The sequence below is a fragment of the Nonomuraea fastidiosa genome, assembly GCF_042751225.1.
GTDB lineage: Bacteria > Actinomycetota > Actinomycetes > Streptosporangiales > Streptosporangiaceae > Nonomuraea > Nonomuraea fastidiosa.
This window is the reverse complement of record NZ_CP170570.1, coordinates 3156514-3182956: the sequence shown is the minus strand read 5'-3', so window position 1 is coordinate 3182956 and position 26443 is coordinate 3156514. Positions and strand designations below refer to the sequence as shown.

The window sequence follows — 26443 nt, the reverse complement described above, 5'->3', positions numbered from 1 at the left end:
TCACCCCCAGCCGGCGGGAGCGCGCCGGGGTCGGGGCGCCACACGCGCCGTGGACGGGTCCTGCAGGTCTGCGAAGCGGTACGAGCATTGTGCCAACCCCCTGTCATGAGCACGGATGTCGTCAGCGCGGACCGAACCGAGAGAGCATTCAGGATCCGAACACCAGGCTCCTGATGTAGTCGATCACCTCGTGCAGTTCCTCATAGTCGCGGACGGCCGGGTCGACGATGAGGAAGTTCCACAGCGTGGCGACGCTCGCCGTCAGCCCGAACACCACGACCGAGACGATGAGCCCCGTGAGCGCGAGGCCGGTGCCGTGGTCGCTGCGCCGCAGCCCCGCCCACGCCACCGCGACCCCGGCCGCGGCCATGAGCGCGGGCAGGAAGCCGAGCAGCGGAATCAGCAGCAAGAACGGCGAGAACACGAAGGCCGCGGCCGCCAAGCAGAGCGCCAGGACGCCATGGAACCTGGCCGAGCGCCGCCCGAGCTCCCCAGCGGGTTCCGGAATGTTCTCGTATGACATCGTCGCTCCTTCAGCACTCGTGGAAGGTCAGGTACGGGTGTCGCGGCGGTCCAGGATCGCCGTGGTGGCGGTGAGCAGGGCCGTGGTGAGGACGAGCGCGGCGGTCACGATCGAGACCACGTCGCCCCCGGTGATGGCGCCGGTGTCGCTGAAGGTGCCGGTGCCGAGCTGGGTGGCCCGGCTGATGAGCGCGTACGGGACGACGAAGATCGCCGCGTCGAGACCGGCCAGCAGCAGGACGACGGCCGCGCCCGCGCCGAGGAAGGCCACCGCGATCGGCGCGGCGAAGGAACGCATGAGCATCGACAGCCCCGACTGCAGCACGGCCACGGGCAGGCAGGCGATGATGATGAGCAGGCTGACGGCCGCGTACCGGCCGGGCGGCGGCCCGGGGATGGCGAAGACGAACGAGCCGATGACGGTCACGGTGAGGAACAGGACCGCCTGCATCGCGGCGGCGAGCACGGCCACCACGACCGCCTTCGCGGCGACGATCCGCATCGAGGACGTCGGGCCGCTCATGAGCGCGTTCCAGTTGCCGCCGCGATGCTCCACCCGCCACACCAGGGAGGCGAGGATGCCGATGCCGATGGCGAGCGGGAACAGCCCGTAGAACACGACCGACCGCAGCCACATCGTGGGCCAGCCGTCCTCGGGGCTCTCGCCGGAGACGAGCGAGTTGACCGCGCCCGCGATCACCATCGCCACGGGGAGCAGCACCACGACGGTCCAGCTCAGGGAGCGCTTGAGCTTGATGAACTCCGCGCGTACGGCACCCATGTCAGCCCTCCTTCCAGCCAGAACGGCCGGTGATGAACAGGAAGAAGGCGGCGGCGACCACCCCGAGCGCGGCGATGCTGCCGTACGCCGGCGTCATGGCCACGAGCCGCTCCCCCTCGTAACCGGCGGCGGCCGCGAGCGCGTAGTAGCCCCATGGGGTGACGTGCGCCGCGGCGGGCGGCAGCGCGGTCGCGAACACCGCGACGATCGTGCCGAGCACGCCGATGCCCAGCCCGACGAGCTGGTTGTCGATGCGGGCCGACAGCAGGATGTGCAGGGCCAGTACGACCAGGTTCGCCACCGACACCGAGGCCGTGTATCCCGCCCACAGCCCGGCGGGTACCGGGTCGGGCACGCCCAGCAGCAGCCCGGCGCCGAGCAGCAGGACGCTCTCCAGGACGGTCGCGGCGGCGACCACGATGCCGACGGCGAGGAGCTTGATCCGGCACAGGCCGCCCGGCGTGAGCCCGGACGTCTGGGACAGCAGCCAGCCGTTGCCCTGGTGCTCGATGTCCACCTGCCGGCTGGCCATGACCGCGAGCAGCAGCGGCGAGGCGAGCGGCACGGCCAGCGACATGCCCGCGAGCAGCGCCTCCCAGGAGCGGCCCGCCGCCTCGGCGAACGCCGGGCTCGTGGCGGCGCTGCCGACCGACAGGCCGACCACGATGATCACCATGACGGACGCGACCACGCCCATCCGCAGGTGCCGCATCTTGGCGAACTCGTTCGCCACGGCCGCCCACCTGTTCGCCAGGGTCCCCCACCCGTCCGCCCTGGCGAGCGCGCCCACAGCCCGCGCCTCGTTCGCCCCGGCGCGCCCGTTCACAGCCCGCCTCCACTCGTGAGGGCCATGAACACGTCCTCCAGCGACTGCTCGTCCCGCCGCACGCCGTAGATGTCCACCCCGGCCCCGACGAGGTGCGCCACCACCCGCGCGGTCACCGGGTCGCCGATGCCGCTGACGCGCACAGAGCCGCGGTCGAGGCGGCTCACCACCATGCCCTTGAGCTGCGCGTTGGCGTACTCCGGGTCCGGGGTGTCGATGAGCACGTCGGGGGTGGAGGCGGCGAGCAGCTCGTCGCGGGTGCCCTGGAAGATCAGCCGCCCGCCGTTCAGGATGCCGAGCATGGTGGCGGTCTTGTCGATCTCGCCGAGCAGGTGGCTGGAGACCATCACCGTCACCCCCGCGCCGGACAGGCGGCGGAGCAGGTCGCGGATCTCCTCGATGCCGGCCGGGTCGAGCCCGTTGGTGGGCTCGTCGAGTATCAGCAGGCGCGGCCGCCTGGCCAGGGCCATCGCGATGCCGAGGCGCTGCTTCATGCCCAGCGAGTAGTCGCGCACCTTCTTGTCGAGCTGGTCCTGCATGCGCACGGTGCGTACGGCCTCGTCGACGTACCGGTCGGGCAGGCCGAGGAGGCGCTGCACGAGCCGCATGTTCTCCCGGCCGGTGAGATGGCCGTAGCCGGGCGGCGACTCGATGAGGGAGCCGATGCAGGCGAGGAGCCCGCGCCGCGTGGCGGGGTTCATCGGCTGTCCCATGATGTGCACCTCGCCGCTGGACGGCCGGACGAGGGACAGCAGCATCTTCATGGTCGTGGACTTGCCCGATCCGTTCGGGCCGAGGAAGCCGTAGACGCAGCCAGGGGGGATGCGCAGGTTCAGGCCGTCCACCACGGTGCGGCTGCCGTACCGCTTGGTGAGCTGCTCGGTGGCGACGATGTAGGACATGGCTCAACCGTGCCTGGAAGGGCGGGCGCGGATCGTCTCGCCGCAGGCATATCTTTCGCGTATGCCTCAGGCGATAGGCGCCGTGCCGCGTATGCCTCAGGGCATAGACGCGGTCAGTGGTCGCCGGCCGTCACCAGGCCCGTCTCGTACGCCAGCACCACGGCCTGGACGCGGTCGCGCAGGCCGAGCTTGGCCAGGATGCGCCCGACGTGGATCTTGACGGTGCCCTCGGTGAGCACGAGTTCCCGCGCGATCTCGGCGTTCGACAGCCCTCGGGCGATCAGGAGTAGCACCTCGCGTTCGCGGGGCGTCAGCCCGGGCAGGCGGCTGCCCTTCCGTAGCAGGTCGGCGGGCGGCCGGCCGCGTACGAAGTGGTCGAGCAGGCGGCGGGTCGTGCTCGGCGCCACGACCGCGTCCCCGGCGTGCACGTGGGCGATCGCGGCGGCGATCTCCTCCACCGGGGTGTCCTTGAGCAGGAAGCCGCTCGCCCCGGCCTGGAGCGCCTCGTAGGCGTACTCGTCGAGGTCGAAGGTGGTGAGGATGAGCACGCGCGGGGCGTCGTCGCGGGCCCGGATGCGCCGGGTGGCCTCGACGCCGCTCATGCGCGGCATGCGTACGTCCATGAGCACGACGTCCGCCTCGACGGTCTTCAGCGCCTCGATCGCGGTGTCGCCGTCGTCCGCCTCACCGACGACCTCGATCTCCGGACGCGACTCCAGCACCATGCGGAAGCCCATCCGGATCATCTCCTGGTCATCGACCAGCAGGACGCGGATCGTCACAGTCGCCTCCGATCGGAAGTTCCGCCACCACCTCGAAGCCGCCGTCCGGCCGGGGTCCCGCGCGCAGCGTGCCGCCGTACGCCGTGACCCGCTCGCGCATCCCGACCAGGCCGTGACCGCCCGGACCCGTCTCTGGGACGCCCTCCCGAACGCCGCGGCCGTCGTCGGTGACCCGGACGCGCAGGCTCGTGTCACCGTAGTGCAGCTCCACCTCGACCTTGCCGAGCTCCGGCCCGGCATGTTTGCGTACGTTGGTCAGCGCCTCCTGAACCACCCGGTAGACGGCGAGGTCCAGGCCCGCGGAGACCTCCACCCGCCGGCCCCGCACCGCCAGCTCGACCGGCAGCCCGACCGCCTTGGACTCCTCGATCAGGTGGTCGAGGTGCGCGATGCCCGGCTGCGGGGCGTGCGAACCCGGCTCTCCGTCGCGAAGCACGCCGAGCATGCGCCGCATCTCGGCCAGCGCCGTACGTCCGGTGTCGCGTACGGCCAGCATCGCCTGCCGGGCGCGGTCCGGCTCGCTGTGCGCCTTGGCGGCCGCCCCGTCGGCCATGACCACGACGACGCTCAGGCTGTGGGAGACGATGTCGTGGATCTCCCTGGCGATCCTCGCCCGCTCCCTGGCCGCCGCGACCTTCGCCTCGGCCGCGCGCTCGCGTTCGAGCCAGCGGGCGTGCTCGCGCAGGCTGTCGATGTACGCCCGGCGGGTCTTGACCAGCGTCCCCCAGGTCCACGCCCAGATGATCACCACGACGAGCACGCCGATGTCGCCGACGCTCGTGTACCCCTGGCGCATCACCGGCACGGACGCGACCAGCAGCCACCCCACCACCGACGCGGCGGCCGGGACGGTGACCGTCCACCGCAGCCTCGTCGCGAGGTTGTAGAGGGCGAACAGCAGCATCACGTCCGCGACCAGCAGGCCCACGCCGAGCAGCACCTGCACCACGGCCGTCAGCAGGATGGCGCAGAACACGCCGAGCGGATGACGCCGCCTGGCCAGGTAGGGCGCGCACAGCGCCACGGACACGACCGCGCCGGTGCCCGGCCACAGCCCGCTGGGGACGAAACTCGCCTGAATCGGCAGGTTGTAGGTGAAGACGGCGAGCACCACGACCAGCTCCACGACCCAGGGGCGCTCCTGGAACCACGTGCCGGAAGCACCGGCCGGCGGGCGCCCGATGCCCGGGGCATCGTCGCTCGTGCTCACGCGGGCTGATGCGTCAGTCATCCGCCCTCCATCGTACGGCGGCACCCCGGACGGATCACGGGTCGCCGTGACGCCGGCTGATCGGGCTGCCCTCCCGTGCCCGGCCGCCCGCGGCCGCGATCCCGCGGCGCGGTGCGACATCCTGCGCAGGGCGAGCAGCGCCAGCGCGGTCGCAGCCGCCGCCCACAGCCCCAGTACGGCCGCCGTCTCCACCGGCCGCCACGACCCGCCGATCTCGGTGGCGGCCAGCTCGGCGGGCAGCATCGCCGACCGCATGCCGAGGCCCAGCCAGTACAGCGGGAAGAGCTGCCCGGTGACCTGCAGGTACGGCGCCTGCAGCGCCAGCGGGTAAAAGATCCCGGATACCGCCGTCATGCCCATCAGCAGCAACGAGACGAAGCTGAGCTGCCGGGGATGCCGCACCACGACGCCGAGGATCACGCCGATGGGCAGCATCGCGACGATGCCGAGCGGCAGCACCCAGCACAGGGTCACGAAGCCGCCGATCGGGTCGGGGCGCCGCCGATCTTCGTGGTCCGCCGCAGATAGTCGTCGGGCAGTAATCCCGTCATCGCGGCCTTCATGAGCGGTTTCCACTCGATCGGCGAGTCGCGTTCCTCGTATCTGACCTGGAACACGGCCTCTACCACGTGGTCGTCAAGCAGCGGCGCGTCGTACGAGACGCCGAGCGACTGGCCGACGAGTCCCATGCTCCTGGCCAGGCGGCCGGCCTGCTGCACGGTGAAGACATCGAAGTGCCTGGCCAGGCCGGTGCCGAGTGGTGTGGCCTCGGCTCCGAGCCGCCGTAATCGGTCGAGCATCGACGCCCGGGCGTCGGCCGTGAGCCAGTCCGGCAAGGAGAGCGGCACCGACCAGTCGTTGATCCTGGGCAGTTCGGGGGGCTCGACGCCGCGTGCCGCGTCGCGCACCGTGGCGAGGTACCACTGCCGGTAGGTCCGGCGGTCCATGAGCTGCCGCAGCGTGGAGAGCGGGCCGATCCCCATGGGCGCGTCCTCGGCGCGGGAGCGCGACCACGCGGTGAACGGCCTGGCGCGCATCAGGGTGTGGTTCCATGCCTTCACCCCGCGTAACAGGTGGTCGCCGCCGAGACCGTTGATGTGGATCGTCACGCCGCGCTCGACGTCGTCGGCGAGCATGTGCCTGATCCGCGGTATCGCCGCCCCGGCCTGCGTGGGCTCGTCCATGGGGATGGCCAGGTCGTACAGGCCCTCGTAGAAGCCGGGCAGGCCCTGGGCGGAGAACACGTCGTGCGTGTGCACTCCCGGCATCGCGGGCAGCGCGCGGCGCGCCCATTCGAGGTCCTCGCGGCCGCCCGGGTCGTCGGTGTAGAACGTCCGGGCGATGACTCCTTTGGGGCCTCGGGCGGCGAAGTAGCACAGCGGGGTCGAGTCGAGCCCGCCCGACAGGTCGCACGCGATATCGGCCTCGGTTTCCGTACGAACCCGGACGGCGGTCTCCAGCGCGTCGCGCAGCAGCGCGGCGCCGTCCGCTCTCGTCAGGCGCGGCTCCGGCCGGCGCCACCAGGTCCGCTGCTCGGCCTCCCGCCCGTCACGCCGAACGAGCACGTACTGCGGCCCGGGTACGGCGCTCACGCCCTGCCACATGGGCAGCCTGTCGGCGGGGTACGGCAGCCCGCGGGCCAGGCGGAGCCCCAGCGCGATCTCGTCCAGAGGCAGCCCGCAGAGTTCGCTCAGCACGTCGGCCCGGTCGCACAGGACGCGCACGCCGTCGATCATCGCGTGGAAGACCTGCCGTGTCTGCATCGCGGGGCCGTTGGCGAACAGAACGCCGTCGAGCGAGCCGAAGACGCAGAAGCTTCCGTCGAAGCGGCGGGAGATCTCGGCGAGCTCGTGCGGGGCGCGAACCCGCCGCGAGATCTCTTCGAGGTCCTCGGTACGCGCCGAGGTCGGCCCTGCGACGGCCAGCGGAACCGGCTTGCAAAAGAGGCGTGTACGTGGTGGCCGTGGAGGCGGGCGATCCGGGGCTCAGTGCCACCGGTGATCGCCTCTTCTACCGTGGCGAGCCCTTCACCGGGAAGGTCATCGCGTCCCTTTCCGACTTCACCGGCTGCGGCGGCGCAGGCGGTGGGACGACGCGGATCACCCGGCGGGCTGCGCGGCCGGGTAGTTGCGGAGCAGGCCGGCGCTGTTCAGCCGCCACACGCCGTACAGCATGGCGAGCAGGGTCAGGGCGCCCGAGCTGATGATGGCCGCCCGCGCCTCCAGGATCACGCCGGGCGTGCCGACCAGATAGCCGACGGTCACGCAGGTGTTGGCCAGCACGCGCCAGTACGCCCAGGCCCGCCCGTGCATGTCCGGCGGCACGTGGTGGTGGATGACGTTGCGCAGGCCGACGTTGTGGGCGCCGTTCCCGAAACCGCCCAGGACGAAGACGACGGCGATGACCAGGGCGACCGGGACGAGGCCCTCGACGAGCAAGGCGCCGCCCATGAGCGCCGCGCCGCCCAGCACCAGGACGAGGTGCTGCCTGCCGAGCCTGCCCCAGCCCGCGACGAGCGAGCCCGGCAGCGAGCCGAGCGCCCACGCCGACAGCAGGAAGCCGTAGAGCGTGTCGCTGCTGGTGATACTGCGCAGGTAGAAGACCCCGGCGACGCCCTCAAGGGCGGTGCAGAAGACCACGGCCGCGAGGATCGGCAGGAGCGGGCGGATGACCGGCGACCGCCACATCACCTTCATGCCGTCGAGCGCGCCCGCCATCGAGCCGCCGCCCACGGACAGACGCTGGTCCTTGCCCGCGGGCACCACGAACCAGACGACGAGCGAGACCGCCACGAACGTCACCGCGTTGAAGCCCAGCAGCCACGCGTTCCCGTACGCGGTGTGCAGCGCGCCGCCCAGGCCGGGACCCACCAGCGTGGAGAGCGACGTGGCCGCGGTGAGCCAGCTGTTGGCCTTCTCCAGCCCCGCCCGGCCGGCCACGGCGGGCAGCAGCTTGAAGCCCGCGGCCGAGGAGATCACGCCCAGCACGTTCGCCAGCGCCACCATGAGCACCCGCGCGTGGAAGAACGGGGTGGCGGCGGCCCCGGCGAACAGCGCCGCCTGGACGAGCACCGCCACCAGCCAGGCGCGCTTCGCGTCGGTCCGGTCCACGAACGCGCCGAGCAGCGGGGCGAGCAGCAGCGGCGGTACGAGCTCGGCCAGGTAGACCTCGGTGACCCACCACGACGGGCCGCTGTCGGCCGCCTCCAGCACCAGTGACAGGGTCGCCATGCCGTCGCCGAGTGTGGAGACGGTGGTGCCGGCGAGCAGCATGATCAAGGCGGCAGGGATCTCGCGCCCTGACGATCGTGGCCCGTCCTGTCGAAGCTGCGCCGGATCTTCCGGATCATTTCGCATCAGGAGCAGGACCCTAGGCTCGCCCGGCATCGCCGGGCAATCGAATTTCTCCTCCGGCTGATCTCCCGGGAAGCCCGCCGCCCGTCCGGCGCGGCCGCCGGCTCAGCTTGCTTCGAGGGCGCCGTGTGCCTCGATCGCGAGCTCCTGCCAGTCGGACCAGGTCTTGAGACGGTCGGCGTACGCCCGCTCGATCATCGGCTGGAACCCCTTGCCGAACAGCACCCGCAGCGGCGGGTTCGCGGAGTCGACGAGCTTCAGCAGCGCCTGAGCCGCGGCGGCCGGGTCGCCCGCGGGCATCTTGCCGGTCATGGCCCCGAGCCGCTGCCGCAGTCCGTCGTACGCCGGGTCGGTCGTCGCCATGTGGCCGTTGGCGAGCGGGTCGGGGTTGTTGCCGTCCCGGGTGGCGAACCCGCCGGGCTCGATGATGGTCACCTTGATCCCCTGGACCACCCACACCGGAAACCCGCCGCGCCCGCCCGGCCCACGAAGCGGACCCCACCTCCTGACGCCTGAGCCCGGCTGCGCGCGACGTTGTGACGCCTCCACCCCGTCGCGCGCATCCCCGACGCTTCATCCCGCCGCGCGCGACCCCCTCCCGGCGCGCGCGACCTCTGCGGCCTCGGCCCGGCACCGCGACGCCGCGTGAGCGGGTCAGCCCGGGTTGCGCAGGAAGCGCAGCTCGTCCATGGCGAGGTCCCAGAAGGACCGGTAGCGGCCGGCCCCGGGCTTCCACGGCGCGAGGTACCACGCCTCCCACTCGCCCTCGGCGGTGCGGACGTGCGGGTTGAGCAGGGCGGCTCCGTCGTCCCAGTACCCGATCAGCAGGGTGTCGGGCACGTACTCCCCGCGGAAGTGGATGGAGTCCTGCTCCGGCCCGTAGACGAAGTAGAGCTCGTCGGGCACGCTCCACCCGTGCTCGGGCTTGGGCGCCGCCCAGCTCTCTGCGAGCGTGGGATCGATCTCACGCAGCCAGCCCGCCTCGGCGGCGCGCAGCAGGCAGCAGTCGTCGTCCTCGCGCCAGCGTCGGCGAACAGCAGGAACTGCCGGTAGCCCGGCGGCAGCCCCACCCCCAGGCGCGCTTCGAGCTCCCGGACCTCCGCTTCGGCGGCCGGAGGATTCAGGCCGCCCGGCGTGCCGTGGGGGCGGGCGGAGAAGTGGTCGGGCCACGCGTACCGGACGGTCACCGCGCAACGATATCCCGGGTCAGCCGTCCCAGCCCGGCGGTGGGCCGAGCGGGGCCTCGTCGCTGTCCACGAGCGTGCAGGGCTCGACCGGGCCGTTCGAGATGTTCGCCCAGATGCCGGCCACGCGCTCGTCATCGGAGACGCTGAACTCCAGCACGGCCGTCTGTCCCGGCTTGACCGCGCCCGGGTCGATCTGGAAGGCCCGCTCTTCGGTCTTGGGCGGCCAGATCAGGAACGGCCGGCCGTCGGCCGGGTTCTGCGCCTCCTCGCGGGACAGGAAGGCGGTGCTGCGCGGCTGCGGCGAGCAGCGCTTGCCGCTGGGGATGTAGTCGACCACCGCGTTCACCCCCATGGACCGGAGCGTGGCCTCCAGCGGCTTGGGGTCCTTGGCCTGCTGGATGGTGATGGTGAGGGTGCCGTCGGGGTTCTTCGACACCGCGTACGCGGGCGTGCCGCCGCCGAGCGCCAGGGGAACGCCCACGGCCGCCGCGAGACCGAGGGCCAGCGCGGGGACCAGGAGAGCGGGGCGGGGCAGCCGCCTGGGGCGCGGCCTGCGGATCTCCGACATGACGAACTCCTTGAGTTGATGGTGCCGGCCGTCGGGAAGCCGCGGTTCCGCCTCGAATGGCAGCAGCTCGGCCAGCGTGTCGCGCTCGTCCGCGTTCATCGCCTCTCCTCCCGTACGGACCGGGCCACGTGTTCGTGGTCACCCGTTACCTGTCGCCGCGCGGCGGGGCGTTCCCGTTCTTCTGCGGCGAGTTTCTCCAGCTTCTTGCGCGCCCGCGACAGCCGGGACCTGACGGTGCCCACGGCGACGCCCAGCGCCTCGGCCGCCTCGGCGTGGTCGAGCCCCGACCAGACGCACAGCGCGAACACCTCCTGCTCGTGGCGGCGCAGCGCGCCGAAGGCCCGCCGGACCGCGGCCAGCCGTTCGGCGGCCTCGATGCGGCCGACGATCTCGTCGGTGAAGTCGGGGATGCGGTCGCCTCGCGGCATCCTGGCGAGCGCGTCCTCGTACCGGCGGGCCGCGCGGCGGAGGTTGCGGGCCACGTTGGTCGCGATGCCCAGCACCCATGGCCGCAGGCTGCCGCCGTCGGCGTCGATGCGGTGCCGCAGCCGCCAGGCTTCGAGAAACGTCAGCGACAGCACGTCCTCGGCGGCCGACCAGTCGCCGGTCAGGCGGAAGGCGTGGGCGAACACCGGCCTGGCCGTCTCCTCGTAGAGCGCCTCGAACGCCTCGGCATCCCCGTCCCGTATGCGGGCGCGCAGTGACATATCCACACACAAGCACTGTCCGTCCGGCGGTGGCCGTTCCCGTTGACCGCGCGAAGGCACCGCCCCTAGCATCCTGTGGGAACGATGCCACAACCCCGTTGAAAGGCGCCATGTCCTCCGTGTCCTCCGCGTCATCTCTACGCGTTCTCAACAAGGGCTGGGAGCTTCGGGGTTTCCTCGGGGACGACTGGCAGCTGCACCGCGCGCAGTTGCACGCCCGCGAGGGCGCCACCGGCGGCTGGGTGCCCGCCAGAGTGCCGGGGAGCGTGCTCGCCGACCTGCTGGCGGCCGGTGAGGTGCCGAGCCCGTACGTCGGGCGGCAGAGCATGCTGTCGGAGTGGGTGCCGCAGCGGACCTGGGTGTACCGGACGCGGCTGGTCACACCGGAGCCGGGACCCGGGCGGCGGGCGTTCCTGGAGTTCGACGGCATCGACTACGCGGCGGCCGTCTACCTCGACGGTGAGCGGATCGCGCGGCACGAGGGCACGTACGTGCCGCTCGTCGTGGAGGTCACCGGCCGCCTGGGCGGCGAGCACGCGCTGGCCGTGGTCATCGAGCCGGCGCCCGTGAGCGAGCCGCAGGTCGGCTACACGGAGAAGGTGAAGGTCCACAAAGGGCGCATGGGGTACGGCTGGGACTTCTGCCCCCGCCTCGTGCACCAGGGCCTGTGGGGCGAGGTCCGGCTGCGGACGACGGGCGCGCTGCGGCTGGCCGACGTGTGGGCCCGCCCGACACTGCACGGGAGCACCGGGAAAGTCGCCGTCCATCTCACAACGGACGGAGACGGGCAGGGCAGCGCCGAGCTGACCCTGCGTACGGCGGAAGGCGAGGTCGTCGCCACCGCCACCGCCCCACCCAGCGGCACCGCCGAGCTCACCGTCGACCACCCCCGCCGCTGGCACCTGAACGGCGACGGCGACCCCCACCTCTACACGCTCACCACGGTCCTGCGCGACACGACGGGCGAGGTCAGCGACCGGCGCGAGACCCGGATCGGCTTCCGCGACGTGCGCTTCACCCGCGACCCGGGCGCCCCCGAGGGCTCGCTGCCCTACCGCCTCACCGTGGACGGCCGCCCTGTCACCATCAAGGGCTGGAACTGGGTCCCCGCCGACGCTCTCTACGGCGCCATCGACCAGGGGAAACTCCGCCACCTCCTCACGCTGGCCCGCGACGCGGGCGTGACCATGCTGCGCGTCTGGGGCGGCGGCCTCATCGAGACCGAGGCGTTCTACGACCTGTGCGACGAGTACGGCATCCTCGTCTGGCAGGAGTTCGCCCAGTCGAGCTCGGGCATGCGGAGCCTGCCCAGCGACGACCCGGCGTTCGTGGCGAGAATGGTCGCCGAGGCCGAACGCATCGTCCCGGTGCGGCGCAACCATCCGAGCCTGGCGATCTGGTGCGGCGGCAACGAGCTGCAGCGGGCCGACGGCGTGCCGCTGACCGACGACGGCTCGCCGGTGCTGGCGGCGCTGCACGAGGTGGTGGCCAGGCTCGACCCCGGCCGCCACTGGCTGCCGACCTCACCGACGGGGCCGGTGTTCGGCAACACGCTGCAGAGCGTGCGCAGCGGCCCCGAGCACCACGACGTGCACGGCCCGTGGGAGCACCAGGGGCTCGACGACCACTACCGCCTCTACGACGAGGGCCGGGCGCTGCTGCTCAGCGAGTTCGGCGTGGAGGGGATGAGCAACCTGCGGGCGATCGAGTCGGTGGTGCCCGCGCCGGAGCGCCGCCTGCCGACCTACCGCAACCCGGTCTGGGACCACCTCGGCCGCTGGTGGAACAACGAGCCGCTGGTGCGGGCCGCGTTCGGCGGCGCGATCGAGGACCTGCGGGCGATGTCGCGGGCGAGCCAGTTCCTCCAGGCCGACGGCCTGCGCTACGCGATCGAGGCCAACCGCCGCCGCCCCGCGAGCTGCGGGGTGCTGCCGTGGCAGCTCAACGAGTCGTTCCCGAACGGCTGGTGCACGTCGTCCGTCGACTACTTCGGCGAGCCGAAGGCGGCCTACCACTACGTGCGCCGCGCGTACCGGCGGGAACACGTGTGCGCGGCGCTGCCCGCGCCCCGCGTGGACGAGCTGCGCGCGACCGTATGGGCGTGGTGGGAGGGCGGTCCCGCCGAGGTCGAGGCGCGGGTGCTCGGCCTCGACGGAGGTGTGCGCGCCGAGCGGCGCTGGACCGCCACCGTTCCGGGCGAGATCGGCGTGATCGCGTGCGCCCCGGGGGCGGGAAGCTTCCTGCTCGATCTGTCCGTACGCGGAGACACCGGCCGTACGATCACCAACCGGTACGTCCTGACCGGCGGCCCCGGCTTCGCCGACCTGCTCACGCTGCCCGAGGCGAGCGTCACCGCCGAGCTGGAGACCGGCGAGGACGCGTGGACCCTGCGGCTGCGCCACGAGTCGGGGCCCGTGGTGCCGTTCCTGCGTCTGCTCGACGACCGGCCCGCGCACGCGCCCGGCTGGGTGCGCTGGGACGACAACGCCTTCGACCTGCTGCCCGGCGAGGAACGCGTACTCCGCGCCACCTGGGACGGCGTGCCGCCGCAGGACCGCAGGATTCGGCTCGACGCGTGGAACCTCCCGCCGACGACCCTCATCGAGAAGGGCTGACGCGCAGGACCCGTACGGCCGGCCGTGCCGTCTCTGTCACCCGCCACGTGAGCGAACGGGTGGACATCGGCCGCCCGCTTCTGTCACCATTCCACTCATGATCATGCGAAAGGAGGGCGCCTCCGCCCGCGCCCGGTGAGCTACGTCCTGCAGCGGGAAGCTGCTGTCAAGCTCCGTGACCGATGGATGGGCCGCTCGCTCTCGACACGGCCCGCGGACCGCCCGGCCGCCGAGGCCGCCATCTCCGCCCTCTACCGGCACATCGGTCTGTCTCCGCCCCGATTCCACTGGGTCACCTCGCCTGCCGCCGCGTTCGCGACCGTGCCCGCCGGGCTGCCGCCGGGCCGCCTCCTTGAGCGGGTGGACGAATGGCCGCTCGCGAAACGCTTCATCGAGCTGCGCGACCGCCTGTACGGCGCGGTCCACGCCCACATCCGCGGGGGGCAGCACAAGGTGGACTGGCGGATGCGGGACGAGGTCTGCCAGCCGCTCCTGGGCACCACCAGCCGCTGCCTGCTGCCGGCCGTCCGCCGCGCACACAACGTGGGCTCGCCTACCGAGGTCTGGTACCGCACGCTGTGCGTCTCCTGGATCGCCCACTGCGACGCGCTGCGCCAGGTCGCCGGCGTCGAGCTGCCGGCAGAGCTGTCGAAACGGCTCGGCCTGTGGACCGCCGTGGCCGCCGCGTCCCACTGGTGGTGGCCGTCCGAGCACGTGTGCGTCGTCTCCGAACGTCCCGCCGAGCTGCACACCGAGGCATGGGCGCAGAACGGCGAGCGCCGCCCGCACCGCGACGACGGCCCGGCCATCCAGTACGCCGACGGCTGGGCCGTGCACGCCTGGCACGGCACCGTGGTGCCGTCCTGGGTGATCGACGATCCGACCCCAGAACGCATCTCCGCCGAGCCCAACGCCGAGGTCAGGCGCTGCGCGATCGAACGCATCGGCTGGCCCGCCTACATCGCCAAGGCCGGGCTGCGGCTGGTCGCCACCGCGCCCGATCCCGGCAACGCGGGCTCCGAGCTGCGCCTTTACGACACAGCCTTCATCGACAGGGGCCGGACCACGCGGGTGCTGCTCGCGGTCAACGGCTCGGTCGAGCGCGACGGCCACCGCAGGCAGTACGGCCTCCTCGTGCCCGGCTCCTTCGACGATCCGCTCGCCGCCGCCGGCTGGACGTACGGGCTGTCCGGCGAGCAGTACGCCCAACTCCTACGCAGAACCTGAGGTGATGTCCATGACAGTGACGCTGGCTTCGCTGGCCCGCCAGACCGGGATGACCGTGCTCGACCACCTGGAGCAGGAGATCCAGATCCCCGTGCTCGACGGCCCGCAGGCCCAGGGCGACCTCATCGTGGTGCCGCTGCGGCTGGTGTCGGCGGCGGTGCAGATTCGCGACGATCCCCGATGGCAGGCCGTACCGCCGGAAGGCATCGAGCTGCTGCGCGGCGAGGCCGGCGGCAACCCGCACACGCTGGTCGCCGAGCCGGGCAGCTGCCGCTGGACGGTGAACGTGACCGACGCCGACGGCCTGGCCATCGGCGTGTTCTCCGCCTCCGCCCCCGTCTACCTGCTGCATCCCGAGCACGGCGGCTCAGGCTGCGCGCCCGGCACGTACGTGGTGCGCCGCCAGCGCGAGCACGACGGCCACCGCCGCGCCCGGCTGGTGGCCGACTGAGGGACCGGCGCGGCAGGACCGGCTAGAGCGACCAGGCTTCGGCGAGCAGTTCGGCCGAGCGCAGCCACACCTTCCTGTCGACGGCGGAGAAGGCCACGATCAGCTCGTCGGCCCCGGTGTGCTCGGCGAACCGCTCGACGTACGCCTTGACCTCTGCGGGGTCGCCGACGGCCGAGTATTTGGTCATCTGCACGATCTGCTGCCCCGCCGGGGATTCGAGGATCATGTCCGCTTCCTCGGGCGTGAACGTGCGCCCGCGCCCGAGGAACCTGGTGACCCGCAGCCGCTTGGAGGCCAGGAACTGCTCCTGCGCCTCCTCGCTGGTGTCGGCGGCGATGACGTTGAGCGCGGCGATCACGTACGGCCGGTCGAGCTGCGCCGATGGCTTGAACTCGCGCCGGTAGAGCGCGATGGCCTCCTCCAGCGCGGCGGGCGCGAAGTGCGAGGCGAACGCGTACGGCAGGCCGAGCGCGGCGGCGAGCTGCGCGCCGAACAGCGACGACCCGAGGATGTAGAGCGGCACGTTCGTGCCCCTGCCAGGGGTGGCGTGCACGCCGGGGATGCGGGTCTCGCCGGTCAGGTAGCCCTGCAGCTCCAGCACGTCCTGCGGGAACGAGTCCGCCGACGACGGGGTGCGGCGCAGGGCGCGCATGGTCTGCTGGTCGCTGCCCGGCGCGCGGCCGAGCCCGAGGTCGATGCGGCCGGGGTGGAGGGTCTCCAGCGTGCCGAACTGCTCGGCGATGGTCAGCGGCGAGTGGTTCGGCAGCATGACGCCGCCTGCCCCGAGGCGGATCGTCCGAGTATGAGCGGCCACGTGGGCGATGAGCACGCTGGTGGCGGAGGAGGCGATGCTGTCCATGTTGTGGTGCTCGGCGTACCAGATGCGCTTGTAACCGAGCTCCTCGGCCCGCTGGGCGAGGGCCACGCTGGCGGCGAAGCTGTCGGCCGCCGTCTCGCCCTCGCCGATGTGCGCCAGATCAAGGATGGACAGCGGCAGAGCCATGAGTACGAGCCTTTCGCAGAGCGGAATCGACCTGGTCGTGGTCAACAGCCGCGCCTGCGCGGTTATTTCATCCCGTAGTGAGGGGCCCGTTGTGAGAGGGGCTTATGGGGGCCGCAATGGATGACCGCAATGAGCGGCCCGTAACGAGAGGCCGAGCCCCCGCAGGCGTCGCGCGGGGGCTCGGCGGGGTGCGCGCGCAGGCCGGAGGCGCGCGCTAGGAGGCGGTGCAGGTGAGCGCCGACGGGTCGCCCGAGCCGCCGCTCGCGATGAAGCCGAACGAGGTCGTCGCGCCGGGTGCCAGCGCGCCGTTCCAGCTCAGGTTGGTGACGCTGACCGTGCCTCCGCCTGTGGACAGGGTGCCGTTCCATAGCTGCGAGATCGTCTGGCCGCTTGGCGGCGTCCAGGAGACCTTCCAGCCGCTGATGGGCGCGTCGCCGGTGTTGGTGACCGTGATCTCGCCTTGCAGGCCGTCGTTCCACTGACTGGCCACCTTGTACGCCGCCGTGCAGCCCTCGGTGCCCGGCGTGGGCGTTTCGGTGGGGTCGGTGGTCGGCGTGATCGTGGGGTCGGGCGCGGCCATGGCCAGCTCGTACGCCCGCTGCGGCACGAACTGCCCCGCCTGGGCGATGCACCCGTCGGCCTCGCCCGGCGGCTTGACCCACAGGAAGGCGTCGATCGCGGAATCGCCCGTCTCGGTGGTGCTCCAGGTGCCGGTGGCGCGGCCTGGCGGGTCGCACCACTCGCTGCCGGACGGGCCGTTGCCGTTGCGGCTGGTGTCGATGACCGCCTTGAGCGTGGACACGCCGGTCGCGGCGATGACGCTCTTCGCGTACGAGATCAGGCCAGGTGTCGAGCGGTAGTTGGAGGTGTTGACCGCGATGCCGTCGGCGCTGTTGGCGATGTCCGCGCCGACCAGCCTGGAGGCCGCCTCCGACGCCGACAGCCAGGCGTCGTGCCCGATGTCGAAGTACACCTTGACCTGCGACGACGTGGCCTTGAGCCGCTTACCGGCGTAGGCCATCGACGCCTTCACCTCGGCCTGCTCCGAGGCGTTCATGCAGTTGGTCATGATGGCCAGGGCATCGGGTTCCAGGACGATCGTGGCCGGTCGCCCGCCGAGCCCGGCGGCGATCTGGTCGATCCAGGCGCGGTAGGCGGCGTGGTCGGGGGCGCCGCCCGCGCTCGGGCCGCCGCAGTCGCGGTTGGGCATGGCGTACACGGCCATGATGGGGATCTTCCCGGCCGCCGCCGCGGCGCCGACGTACGCGTCCACCTGGGCGCGCACGGTGTCCGGGTTGTAGGTGGCGAACCAGCGGCCCTGCGGCACGGCGGCGATCCTGTCCCTGATCACCGGCGTACGGCTGTCGTCGGGGTTGGCGGCCACCCATTTGGCGGCGTTGGTCTGAGGATCCACGTAGAAAGCGGAGTCTGCGGCCTGGGCGGTGGAGGACGAGGCGGCGATGACCGCCCCCGCCGCGGCCGTGGCGATCGCTGTGAGGAGCGCCGCCAGTGCGGGCTTTCTGCGAGACATGAACGATCTCCGTCCGTCGTGTGGGAGCGCTCCCACCGGCTTTCAGGATGGTAGGGAGCGGCCCCCGTCAGGACAAAGACCTCCGATCGCTGCCCACGCCGTCATCGCAGGTCGGCGCGGCTGCGGACGGTGAAACTTTCAACCGCCGCACGGAAAGCGCCGGCCCGGCGCTTGAGGCCGAGCCGGGGCCTGAGGCCATGTCGGGAGCTGAGGCCGGTCCGGCGCTCAGCGTCGAGCCGGGGCGTTCAGACGCCCAGGCACGCTTTGAAGACGGCGGTGAGCCGATCGACGTCGGCCGGCGTCGGCTCCTCGGGACCCAGGCGGCGGCGCGTGGCGCCGACGCCGAGCAGCACCGCGGTGGCCATGCGGGCACGGGCGTGGGCGTCGGGCCCGGACAGCCTGGCTTTCAGCGGCTCGATCACCGCGGTGATCAGGCGCTCCCTGGCCACCGCGTGCACCTCGGGGTGGCCGGCCGAGCGTTCGAGAGTGCGCAGGATGGGGCTGTCCGGCGGCCGGTGCATGCGCTCGGCGGTGTACTCGGCGAGCTTGCGCGGCAGGTCCTTCTCGTCGCCCTCGAACAGCGCGCTGAACGTCGGCTCGCCCTGCAGCACCGCGCCGAACAGGCCGGCCTTGGAACCGAAGTAGCGGCCGACCAGTGCGATGTTGGCGTCGGCCGCCGCCGCGATCATGCGTACGGTCACCTGCTCGTAGCCCTGCTCGCCGAAGAGCGTACGGGCCGCCTGCAAGATCCGCTCCCGGGTGGCCTCACGGTCGCGTGGCCTGGCCTCAGTCACCTGGGGACTCATGCCCGCACTCTACTGAACGGACACCCGACTTACCGCCCGGCTAGTAAACAGTCGTATACTCCTGGTGGATAAAAAGTACGAAGGGGATGTGGTGTTGTCTTGGTAGCGCACGCACCGGCCGCGTCCCCCGCGAAGCGGCACTACACCCACCGCGAGATCCTCGAAGTCCTGTCCGGGCTCATGCTGGCGATGCTGACCTCGATGATCTCGACTTCCGTGGTGGGCACCGCGCTGCCGACGATCGTGGGGGAGCTAGGCGGTCAGGATCAGTACTCATGGGTCGCCAGCGCGACCATGCTGACGATGACGGTCTCGACGCCGTTGTGGGGCAAGCTGTCCGACCTGTTCGGGCGCAAGCTGCTCTTCCAGACCGCTCTGGCGCTGTTCGTGGCGGCCTCGATGGTGGCCGGCATGTCGCAGAACATGGGACAGCTGATCGCCGCTCGTGCCATCCAGGGCCTCGGTGTCGGTGGGTTGTCGGCTCTGTCGCAGGTGATCCTGGGTGACATCGTCTCCCCGCGCGAGCGGGGGCGCTACTCGGGCTATATGGGCGCCGTCTTCGGCATCTCGACGGTCGCGGGGCCGTTGCTGGGCGGCTTCATCGTCGACACCGAATGGCTCGGCTGGCGCTGGTGCTTCTACGTGGTCGTGCCGTTCGCCCTGGTGTCGTTCATCGTCATCCAGAAGGTGCTCAAGCTGCCGCGGGTCAAGCGGAACACCTCGATCGACATCTGGGGCGCCACGACGATCACCGCCAGCGCGAGCGCGCTGATGCTGCTGCTGACGCTGGGCGGCAACGAGTTCGCGTGGAACTCGCCCTGGACGTACACCCTCGCCGCGATCGCCCTGCTCATGCTGGCCCTCGCGGTGCTGTCGGAGCGGACCGCGGGCAACCCGATCCTGCCGCCCCGGCTGTTCCGCAACCGGACGTTCGTGCTCACCAGCGCCGCCTCGCTGTTCGTCGGCATGGCGATGTTCGGCGCGATGATCTACCTGCCGCAGTACCTGCAGATCGTCAAGGGGCTCAGCCCGACCAACTCGGGCCTGATGACGCTGCCCATGGTCGTGGCGCTGTTCCTGTCCGGCGTGATCTCCGGGAAGATCGTCACGCAGACCGGGCGGTGGAAGATCTTCCCGGTGGCGGGCCTGCTCATCGTGGCCGTCGGCCTGTTCATGCTGTCCAAGCTGCACGTCGACTCCAGCGAATGGCTCATCGGCTTCGACGTCGCGGTGCTCGGCATCGGACTCGGCCTGTCCATGCAGATGCTCATCCTGGCCGCGCAGAACGGCTCCGAGCTGCGCGACATGGCCTCGACCACGTCCGGCGTGTCGTTCTTCCGCTCCCTGGGCGGCGCCGTCGGCGTGGCCGCGTTCGGCGCGATCCTGACCAACCGCCTCAAGGACGAGATGGCCGAGATGGTGCGGGAGGCCGGCATCAAGCTGCCCGGTGGCGGTGGCGACGTCAAGCTCGGCAGCCCCGACGCCATCCACCATCTGCCGGGGCCGATCAAGAACATCGTGCTTGAGGCGTTCACGCGGGGCCTGGAGACGGTGTTCCTGGTGGGCGTGCCGATCGCGCTGCTCGGCTTCCTCGCCACGCTCCTGCTCAAGGAGCTGCCGCTGCGCAGCACCGCCGCGCCGGCCGCCCCCGAGCCCAAGCCGCTCAGCAAGGACGACCTGGTACTGGCGGGCCTGCTGCTCGAGCTCATCGCCCAGCGCATCGAGCGGGCCAACGGCGAGCACTCCGCGCTGCTCACCGCGGTCGCCAAGATGGCGCCGCCCGACGACCGCACGGAACGCGAGCGGGCCAGGTCGGTGGCGCAGAACGTGCTGCGGCCCACCTCACGGGCCCTGATCGCGCAGGCCACGCCGCCGCAGAAAGACCTTGTCACAGGAGGAATCACGCAATGATTCGCAAGTTCGTGGGTGCCGTCACCGCGGCCCTGGCCGTCATGGCCGGGCTGTGGCTGATGCTCGCGCCCTTCGCCCTCGGCACCCAGCCGGAGGACGCCGACTGGATGAACGCCACCAAGTCGGAGTTCTTCACCGGCCTGGGCGTGGCCGTCGTGGGCGTCGTGGCCGTGATCGCGTTCGTGTCGGCCATCTACGAGGAGCTGGTGGCACGCGGCCTGGTCGTGCCCAAGCCGCGCCGCGTCGAGCCGGAGCCCGAGCCCGTGCCGGTCGCCGCGCCGCAGTCGTCGTCCGCCGAGCTCGCCACCCTGCTCGCCCCGCTCGTGGAGGCGCTGCGCGAGGACCTGAACGCCCGTAACGGCGGCGGCGAGCACCGCCAGAACGGCAAGGCTTCCCTGGTCGGAGTGGAGGAGAACCGATGAAGGCCAAGCTGGGCGTGGGCGCCCTCGTGCTGCTGTTCCTCGGCGGCCTGTGGCTCATCGCCGCCCCGTTCGCGGTCGGCTACCAGCCGCGCGGCGCCGAGTACGTCGACGCCACGGTCAACGACCTGTGGCTCGGCGGCGTCATCGCCGGGATCTCGTTCGTGTCCCTCGTGATCTACGCGGCCGACGCCCTGCGCGAGCTGGCCCGGCGCGGCAAGCACGCGGACGCCTGACGCCGGAACATGCCGTGTCCGGCAGTGATGTGGACCCGCGGTGGGAGCCCGCCTCCCGCAGGCTCCCCGAAGGGCAGTTCGAGATCGGCAAGGACGGCGCCGGTCTGCTCGTCGTGGGCTTCGACGGATCGGGCCCGAGCCGCAACGCGCTCGCGTACGCGGCCGGGCTCGCCCGCAGGGACGACGCGGTCCTGCTCATCGCCTTCGTCGAAGCGCTCAACACGGCCACGCTGTGGTTCTTCGCCGGGGCGCCCATCGTCCCCGACTCGGCGGCCGACCTGACCGAGGACCTGAGGGACGAACTGCGCGGCTGCGGGGTGCCCTGGCAGTTCGTCAGCGTGCGCGGCGACGCGGCCCGCGAGCTTGAGGCGCTGGCCGACACGTACATGGCGGACGCCATCGTGGTGGGCCGCTCCCGGTCCTCGTGGCGGGGCTCGGTGGCGGCCAAGCTCGCGAAACGCGCCAGGCGAACGGTGCTGGTAGTGCCCTGACCTGGCCTGACGTCGCATATGGTGGCGAGATGAAACGTGTTGCCGCCATGGCGTTCGTGGTGCTCGCGTCCGTTTCGTGCGCGGAGTCAGGCGCGGGGCAGCAGGCCGCCGCGCCCGCCGACCGGCCGCGCTCGTCCACGCCCGTGACCGCCACGGCAGAACAGACCGCATCGGATCGTTCCACGGCGACGCCCAGCCCGACGGCGCCGCCCCCGTTCACCTCGAAGGTCTCGCGGGTCTCCCGCGACCGTCTGCCCTACTCCTGGCGGCCCGGCTGCCCCGTCCACTACCGCGATCTGCGGCTGGTGACGCTGTCGTACTGGGGGTTCGACGGCAAGCCGCACATCGGCGAGCTGGTCGTGCGCAAGACCGTCACCGGCGACATCGAGAAGGTCTTCAAGAAGCTGTACGACCGGCGCTGGCCGATCCGCAAGATGAAGCTGGTGGACGCCTACAAGGCCGACGACTACGACTCGATCGACAACGACAACACCTCGGCCTTCAACTGCCGCCGGGCGACCGGGTCCAGCAACTGGTCGAACCACGCGTACGGGGAGGCCATCGACGTCAACCCGTTGGAGAACCCGTACGTCACCGCGAGCGGGAGCACCGCGCACCGCAACGCCAGGAAGTTCACCAAGCGCCCGATGAAGGGTAAAGGTGTCATCAACCCCGGTGATCGGGTCGTGAAGACGTTCGCCGAGGTCGGCTGGGAGTGGGGCGGCTACTGGTCGGGCGCCAAGGACTACCAGCACTTCTCCAAGGGCGGAGGCTGAGAGGATCCCCTCATGACGGCTAAGGACGGCGACGGCTGGACCGAGTGCGCCCAGGGCCACCGGCATTGGGGCGTCCACGGCGCCTCCGGGCTCCTGGTCGTCCACCACGACGATCGGGGCATTCCGTACGTGCTGCTGCAGAAGCGCTCGCTGCGCTGCCACCACGGCGGCACCTGGGGGCTGCCCGGCGGGGCGCGCGACAGCCACGAGGACGCCCTCACCACCGCGCTGCGCGAGGCCCGCGAGGAGGCCGCCCTTGGCCTTGACCGGCTCCGCGTCCAAGGCGTCTACCTCGACGACCACGGCGGGTGGGCGTTCGAGACCGTCATCGCCGAGTCGCCCGAGCTGTTGGCCGCCGCGCCGGCCAACAACGAAAGCGACGAGCTGCGCTGGCTCGCCCTGCCCGAGGTCACCGGGCGCGAGCTGCATCCCGGCTTCGCCGCCACCTGGCACGAGATCCAGGGCGCGATCAAGCCCGAGACGCTCGTGCTCGACGTGGCCAACATCGTCGGCGCGCGGGCGGAGCACGGCTGGTGGAACGACCGCCTGGGCGCGGCCACCCGGCTGCTGCGGGCCGTCTCCGGGCTGCGGCTGAGCCACCCGGTGCTGGCGCAGTGGTATCCGCGCATGGTGGCCGTCGTGGAGGGCGCGGCCAAGAGCGCGCCCGAGGTGCCGGGGATTCAGGTGGTCGCCGCCATGGGAAGCGGCGACGACGCGATCGTGGGCGTCGTACGCCGGGCCAGGCCGTGGGAGCGCGTGCTCGTCGTCACGGCCGATCGGGGGTTGCGCGAACGCGTGGCGGAGCTGGGAGCGGAGACCGTCGGGCCCAAGTGGCTGCTGTCGCAGCTACCCGCATGAGCGTCCCGCCGCGGCTGCCCGCATAGGCGCAGCCGCCCGCCTGAACGTTCATGGTTCGGCGACGGTCACGTGGTCGAAGGCGGACTTCAGGCCCGTGACGTCGAGCACCCGCCGTAAGACCCCGTGCACGCCCACGATGCCCAGCGACCCCGCCTGGGCCGCGACCCGGCGCCGGTGCTCGACCAGCACCCATAACCCGCTGGAGTCGCAGAACTCCAGACGCTCGGCATCGACCACCACCCGCACTCGGCCCTCAGCGAACAACGCGAGAAAGGTGTCCTTGAGCAGCGGCGCGGTGGACTTGTCGAGGTCGCCGGCGAGGCACACGCGCACGTCGTGGCCACCCCGCTGCACCTCGACGTCGAGATCCGCCACCACCTGAACGTACACCGCCGCCATCACAGCCGCTATCGTGGTTTCCGCACAGGAGGGTTCGCATAGTGGACGAGTGCAGCCGCCTTGAAAGCGGCCAGGTCAGCGATGGCCTCGTGGGTTCGAATCCCACACCCTCCGCTCAGTCGCGGATCCCCGCGAAACCGTCGCCTACGCTGGCGGCGAGCTGCAGGTAGGCGTCCCTGGTCGCCTCCTGCAGCCGGTCCAGGTCGATCTCCGCGCCCTCCTCCAGGTGCGGGTCGTACGGCACCCTGATCACCTCGCGGCAGCGCGCGGCGAAGTGAGCCTCCAGCTTCTTGATGTCCACCGCCGACTTCGACCGCGGCCGCACGCTGCACAGCACCACGGTGGCGTTCTTCACCAGGTCGCCGTACTGGTGCGCCTCCAGCCAGTCGAGCGTCGCCGACGCCGCTCGCGCGCCGTCCACCGACGGGGAGCTGACCAGCACGATCTGGTCGGCCATGCCCAGCACGCCGCCCATCGCCGAGTGCAGCAGGCCGGTGCCGCAGTCGGTGATGCAGATCGAGTAGAAGTTCTCCAGCACCTGGGCGACGGCCTGGTAGTCCTCGCCGCTGAACGCCTCGGAGACCGCCGGGTCGCGGTCTGAGGCCAGCACCTCGAGCCGCGACGGCGCCTGCGAGGTGAACGCCCTGATGTCGACGTACCGCTTGACCTGGTCACGCTCGTTCAGCAGGTCGCGTACGGTGGCCGAGGTCTCCAGCTCCACCTTGTCGGAGAGCGTGCCGCGGTCGGGGTTGGCGTCCACCGCGATCACGCGGTCGCCGCGCACCTGCGCCAGCGTCGCGCCCAGCCCCACCGTCGTCGTGGTCTTGCCCACGCCGCCCTTCAGGCTCAGCACCGCCACGCGGTGATGCCCGGTGGTGACCGGGGTGCGGGCGCGGGTGATCAGCTCGCGGCGGCGCCGTACCTCCGGCGGCTCGCCCGGCTTGATCCAGCCGCCGGACGCCTTGTACACCAGACGCCGCCAGCCCTTGGACGGGGCGTTGCGCCGCCCGCGCAGCAGCGTCTCCGGGTCGAGGCTGTCGGCCGTGGGACGGCCGGTCACCGGCGGCCTGGGCGGCGCGCTGAACACGGGGGCGGGCGCCGGGCGGCGGTTCTGCCGCACCTGCGGGATCTCCCGGTCGGCCGGGCGCCACTCGGGCTGCTCGGCCCACTTCGGGCGTTCTTCTGGCCGCTCGGCCCACTGCTCTTCCGGCTGGTCGCGTACCCACTGGGGGCGCTCTTCCGGCCGCTCCTGGCTCCACGACGCGGCCTCGTCACGCCGCTCCTGGCCCCAGCCCGGGGTCTCGTCCCGCTGGCTCACGCCCCACGGGGATGTTTCGTCCGGCTGAGTTCCACCCCATGTGGACGTTTCGTCCCGCTGAGGCCCGCCCCATGGGGAAGCCTCATCGCTGCGCGCCCCGCCCCACGACGGCGAGGTCTCGTCACTGGAACCGTCGCCCCACGGCGAGGCCGCTTCGGGACCGTCTGCGCCCCAGCGCGGGCCCTTGCCCTCCTCGGCCCCCTGCGGCCGGTCCTTGCCCCAGTGCGGGGTCTTCGCCGCCGGGTCCTTGCCCCACTCGAAGTGCTCCGGCTGGTCGGCCCAGGCGGCCGGCTGCTCCTGCCGCTCCTGGGGCTCGCGGGCCGGCTCGCGGGCCGGTGCGTCGGCGTCATCGGCCTGCGCGGCCTTCCCGGCCTGCGCGGCCTTCCCGGCCCTCGCGGACTCACCCGACGCGCCGGACACGCTGGATGCGCCGGACGTGCTAGACGCGCCGGACGTGCTAGACGCGCCGGACGTGCTGGACGCGCCGGACGTGCGGTCCCAGCGCGGGAGCGACTCCGCCTGCTCCCTGCTCCACTGGGAGCCCTCCTGCGCCCACTGCGGGATACCGGTGGCGGGCGTGTCGGCGTTCGGCGCGGCCGGCTCGTCCTCCGGCTCGGCGGCGTCCCAGCGGGGGCGCTCGGTGCGCGGCAGGGTTTCGGACACGTCCGAGGACCATTCCTGCCGTTCGTCGCGCGCGGCGGGCTGCTCCTCCGGCTCCTCGGACGTCTCCTTCGCCGGCTTCTCGACCGTCGTCTCCCGGGCCTTCGCCGGCTCGTCGCCGCTCTCCCGGTCGGGCGCCGCCTGCTTCTGCGGCGTCGGCGGCTCGGTGCGCGGCTGGGTGTCGGCCGCCCCCGCGTCCTTGACCGGCTCCTGGTCGCCGTCGCTCCGCGTACCGGCGGCTTCGGGCTCCGCGCGCAGCGGCTCCACGCGGACCGTGTCATTGGCGGAAGGACCGTCGTCGGGGCCGGGCCAGTCGGAGGCGGGCGGCCACGTGGCGTCCTCCGTCTTCCCCGCAGGCTGCGGCGGGGTGAACGGCAGCGCGTACGTGTCGGTGTCGTCGAGCCTCGGCAGCGGCTTGAGCGGCGCCAGGAACGGATCGTCCACGCTCGGCGCGGCACTCGCCCGGGATTCGTCCACGGCAGGGCCCGCCGGCCACTCGCCGGAGCCGCTGCGGCTCGCCGGAATGTCGTCGGCCGTCACGGAACCGCCGTACACCTCGGTCGCGGCGGAACCGCCGTACGCCTCAGCGGGGTACGCCGAGTCGACCGCCGCCCTGAACACCGGCGGCGGGGTCGTCTCCTGCTGCTGCCGCACCAGCGCCCACGGGTCCGCGGGGTACGGGGACGCGACCGGCTCGTCCACCGGAGCTGACGACGCGCTGACGGAGACAGGGGTCTCCTCCGTCTCTTTGATCGCGTCAAGCCAGGCGAGCTGTTCCTCGAGAGATTCTTCTCGATCGTGTCTTGCCACCGTGTTCCCCCTCGGGTGGGTCTAAAGGGGCAGCAAACACATTGCAGGGTAACGCCACCTGCTCCCATGCAGC

General features: G+C 71.9%; 26 protein-coding genes and 1 tRNA gene. 10 read left to right on the top strand and 17 right to left on the bottom strand.

Annotated elements, in window-relative coordinates; translation table 11 throughout:
• Positions 1–148 precede the first annotated feature (148 nt).
• The 12 genes from ACFMQL_RS14560 to ACFMQL_RS14505 form a co-directional block, all read right to left on the bottom strand.
• Positions 149–523, bottom strand: a complete 375-nt coding sequence (locus ACFMQL_RS14560) for a hypothetical protein (protein ID WP_364061729.1) — start codon at positions 521–523, stop codon at positions 149–151.
• Positions 524–550: 27 nt separating this feature from the next.
• Positions 551–1303 carry an ABC transporter permease gene (locus tag ACFMQL_RS14555; RefSeq protein ID WP_364061726.1) on the bottom strand — a complete coding sequence of 251 codons (753 nt, stop codon included), beginning with the start codon at positions 1301–1303 and terminating at the stop codon, positions 551–553.
• Between the two features lies 1 nt (position 1304).
• The gene (locus ACFMQL_RS14550) at positions 1305–2129 is read right to left on the bottom strand and encodes an ABC transporter permease (RefSeq protein ID WP_378785890.1); all 825 of its coding nucleotides are present in this window, start codon (positions 2127–2129) and stop codon (positions 1305–1307) included.
• Positions 2126–3031, bottom strand: a complete 906-nt coding sequence (locus ACFMQL_RS14545; protein WP_378785889.1) for an ABC transporter ATP-binding protein — start codon at positions 3029–3031, stop codon at positions 2126–2128. The genes ACFMQL_RS14550 and ACFMQL_RS14545 overlap by 4 nt, the downstream gene beginning before the upstream one ends.
• Before the next feature lie 113 nt (positions 3032–3144).
• Positions 3145–3777: a response regulator transcription factor gene (locus tag ACFMQL_RS14540; RefSeq protein WP_364063221.1), complete on the bottom strand. Its 633-nt coding sequence runs from the start codon at positions 3775–3777 to the stop codon at positions 3145–3147.
• A gap of 7 nt (positions 3778–3784) precedes the next feature.
• Positions 3785–5518, bottom strand: a complete 1734-nt coding sequence (locus ACFMQL_RS14535) for a histidine kinase (protein ID WP_378785888.1) — start codon at positions 5516–5518, stop codon at positions 3785–3787.
• Positions 5515–6807 carry an asparagine synthase-related protein gene (locus tag ACFMQL_RS14530; RefSeq protein ID WP_378785887.1) on the bottom strand — a complete coding sequence of 431 codons (1293 nt, stop codon included), beginning with the start codon at positions 6805–6807 and terminating at the stop codon, positions 5515–5517. Before ACFMQL_RS14530 ends, ACFMQL_RS14535 begins: the two co-directional genes overlap by 4 nt.
• A 336-nt stretch (positions 6808–7143) precedes the next feature.
• The gene (locus ACFMQL_RS14525) at positions 7144–8316 is read right to left on the bottom strand and encodes an MFS transporter (protein WP_378790159.1); all 1173 of its coding nucleotides are present in this window, start codon (positions 8314–8316) and stop codon (positions 7144–7146) included.
• A 186-nt stretch (positions 8317–8502) separates the two neighbouring features.
• Positions 8503–8832, bottom strand: a complete 330-nt coding sequence (locus ACFMQL_RS14520) for a hypothetical protein (protein ID WP_364061693.1) — start codon at positions 8830–8832, stop codon at positions 8503–8505.
• A 219-nt stretch (positions 8833–9051) separates the two neighbouring features.
• Positions 9052–9303 carry a hypothetical protein gene (locus tag ACFMQL_RS14515; RefSeq protein ID WP_364061690.1) on the bottom strand — a complete coding sequence of 84 codons (252 nt, stop codon included), beginning with the start codon at positions 9301–9303 and terminating at the stop codon, positions 9052–9054.
• Positions 9304–9603: 300 nt separating this feature from the next.
• Entirely contained in the window at positions 9604–10251 is a 648-nt protein-coding gene (locus ACFMQL_RS14510) for a hypothetical protein (RefSeq protein ID WP_378785886.1), read from the bottom strand.
• A complete protein-coding gene (locus ACFMQL_RS14505) occupies positions 10248–10859 on the bottom strand; it encodes an RNA polymerase sigma factor (RefSeq protein ID WP_364063215.1) in 612 nt (203 codons plus the stop codon). Before ACFMQL_RS14505 ends, ACFMQL_RS14510 begins: the two co-directional genes overlap by 4 nt.
• Positions 10860–10969: 110 nt before the next feature.
• Here ACFMQL_RS14505 and ACFMQL_RS14500 point away from each other — a divergent pair, with 110 nt between their 5' ends.
• The 3 genes from ACFMQL_RS14500 (at position 10970) to ACFMQL_RS14490 (ending at position 15152) form a co-directional block, all read left to right on the top strand.
• Complete coding sequence (locus ACFMQL_RS14500; RefSeq protein ID WP_378785885.1) at positions 10970–13474, top strand: glycoside hydrolase family 2 TIM barrel-domain containing protein; 2505 nt, start codon at positions 10970–10972, stop codon at positions 13472–13474.
• Positions 13475–13660: 186 nt separating this feature from the next.
• The gene (locus ACFMQL_RS14495; RefSeq protein WP_364061682.1) at positions 13661–14701 is read left to right on the top strand and encodes a DUF6745 domain-containing protein; all 1041 of its coding nucleotides are present in this window, start codon (positions 13661–13663) and stop codon (positions 14699–14701) included.
• Positions 14702–14711: 10 nt separating this feature from the next.
• Entirely contained in the window at positions 14712–15152 is a 441-nt protein-coding gene (locus tag ACFMQL_RS14490) for a hypothetical protein (protein WP_364061679.1), read from the top strand.
• 22 nt (positions 15153–15174) lie between these two features.
• Here ACFMQL_RS14490 and ACFMQL_RS14485 read toward each other — a convergent pair whose 3' ends face one another.
• The 3 genes from ACFMQL_RS14485 to ACFMQL_RS14475 all read right to left on the bottom strand — a co-directional run bounded on the left by ACFMQL_RS14485 (position 15175) and on the right by ACFMQL_RS14475 (position 18492).
• Complete coding sequence (locus ACFMQL_RS14485) at positions 15175–16155, bottom strand: LLM class flavin-dependent oxidoreductase (RefSeq protein WP_364061676.1); 981 nt, start codon at positions 16153–16155, stop codon at positions 15175–15177.
• A 214-nt stretch (positions 16156–16369) separates the two neighbouring features.
• A complete protein-coding gene (locus ACFMQL_RS14480) occupies positions 16370–17686 on the bottom strand; it encodes a glycoside hydrolase family 6 protein (RefSeq protein ID WP_378785884.1) in 1317 nt (438 codons plus the stop codon).
• 245 nt (positions 17687–17931) lie between these two features.
• Positions 17932–18492, bottom strand: coding sequence for a TetR family transcriptional regulator (locus ACFMQL_RS14475; RefSeq protein ID WP_364061670.1), 561 nt, complete (start codon positions 18490–18492; stop codon positions 17932–17934).
• A 99-nt stretch (positions 18493–18591) separates the two neighbouring features.
• On the opposite strand from ACFMQL_RS14475, the gene ACFMQL_RS14470 reads away from it, so the two are divergent.
• The 6 genes from ACFMQL_RS14470 to ACFMQL_RS14445 are packed head-to-tail and all read left to right on the top strand — an operon-like array spanning position 18592 to position 23183.
• Positions 18592–20403: an MDR family MFS transporter gene (locus ACFMQL_RS14470; RefSeq protein ID WP_378785883.1), complete on the top strand. Its 1812-nt coding sequence runs from the start codon at positions 18592–18594 to the stop codon at positions 20401–20403.
• Complete coding sequence (locus tag ACFMQL_RS14465) at positions 20400–20825, top strand: hypothetical protein (RefSeq protein ID WP_378785882.1); 426 nt, start codon at positions 20400–20402, stop codon at positions 20823–20825. Before ACFMQL_RS14470 ends, ACFMQL_RS14465 begins: the two co-directional genes overlap by 4 nt.
• Entirely contained in the window at positions 20822–21058 is a 237-nt protein-coding gene (locus ACFMQL_RS14460; RefSeq protein WP_364061661.1) for a hypothetical protein, read from the top strand. Before ACFMQL_RS14465 ends, ACFMQL_RS14460 begins: the two co-directional genes overlap by 4 nt.
• 14 nt (positions 21059–21072) lie before the next feature.
• On the top strand, positions 21073–21549 hold the full coding sequence (locus ACFMQL_RS14455; protein WP_378785881.1) for a universal stress protein: 477 nt from the start codon (positions 21073–21075) through the stop codon (positions 21547–21549).
• Positions 21550–21578: 29 nt separating this feature from the next.
• Positions 21579–22325 carry a M15 family metallopeptidase gene (locus ACFMQL_RS14450; RefSeq protein WP_364061655.1) on the top strand — a complete coding sequence of 249 codons (747 nt, stop codon included), beginning with the start codon at positions 21579–21581 and terminating at the stop codon, positions 22323–22325.
• 12 nt (positions 22326–22337) lie between these two features.
• On the top strand, positions 22338–23183 hold the full coding sequence (locus ACFMQL_RS14445) for an NUDIX domain-containing protein (protein ID WP_364061652.1): 846 nt from the start codon (positions 22338–22340) through the stop codon (positions 23181–23183).
• Between the two features lie 48 nt (positions 23184–23231).
• On the opposite strand, the gene ACFMQL_RS14440 is transcribed toward ACFMQL_RS14445, so the two are convergent.
• A complete protein-coding gene (locus tag ACFMQL_RS14440) occupies positions 23232–23582 on the bottom strand; it encodes an STAS domain-containing protein (protein ID WP_378790158.1) in 351 nt (116 codons plus the stop codon).
• A gap of 27 nt (positions 23583–23609) precedes the next feature.
• Between ACFMQL_RS14440 and ACFMQL_RS14435 the strand changes: the two genes are divergently transcribed.
• Positions 23610–23696 (top strand) — tRNA-Ser (locus ACFMQL_RS14435).
• 1 nt (position 23697) lies between these two features.
• On the opposite strand, the gene ACFMQL_RS14430 is transcribed toward ACFMQL_RS14435, so the two are convergent.
• Positions 23698–26370: an AAA family ATPase gene (locus tag ACFMQL_RS14430; protein WP_364061646.1), complete on the bottom strand. Its 2673-nt coding sequence runs from the start codon at positions 26368–26370 to the stop codon at positions 23698–23700.
• Positions 26371–26443: the final 73 nt, after the last annotated feature.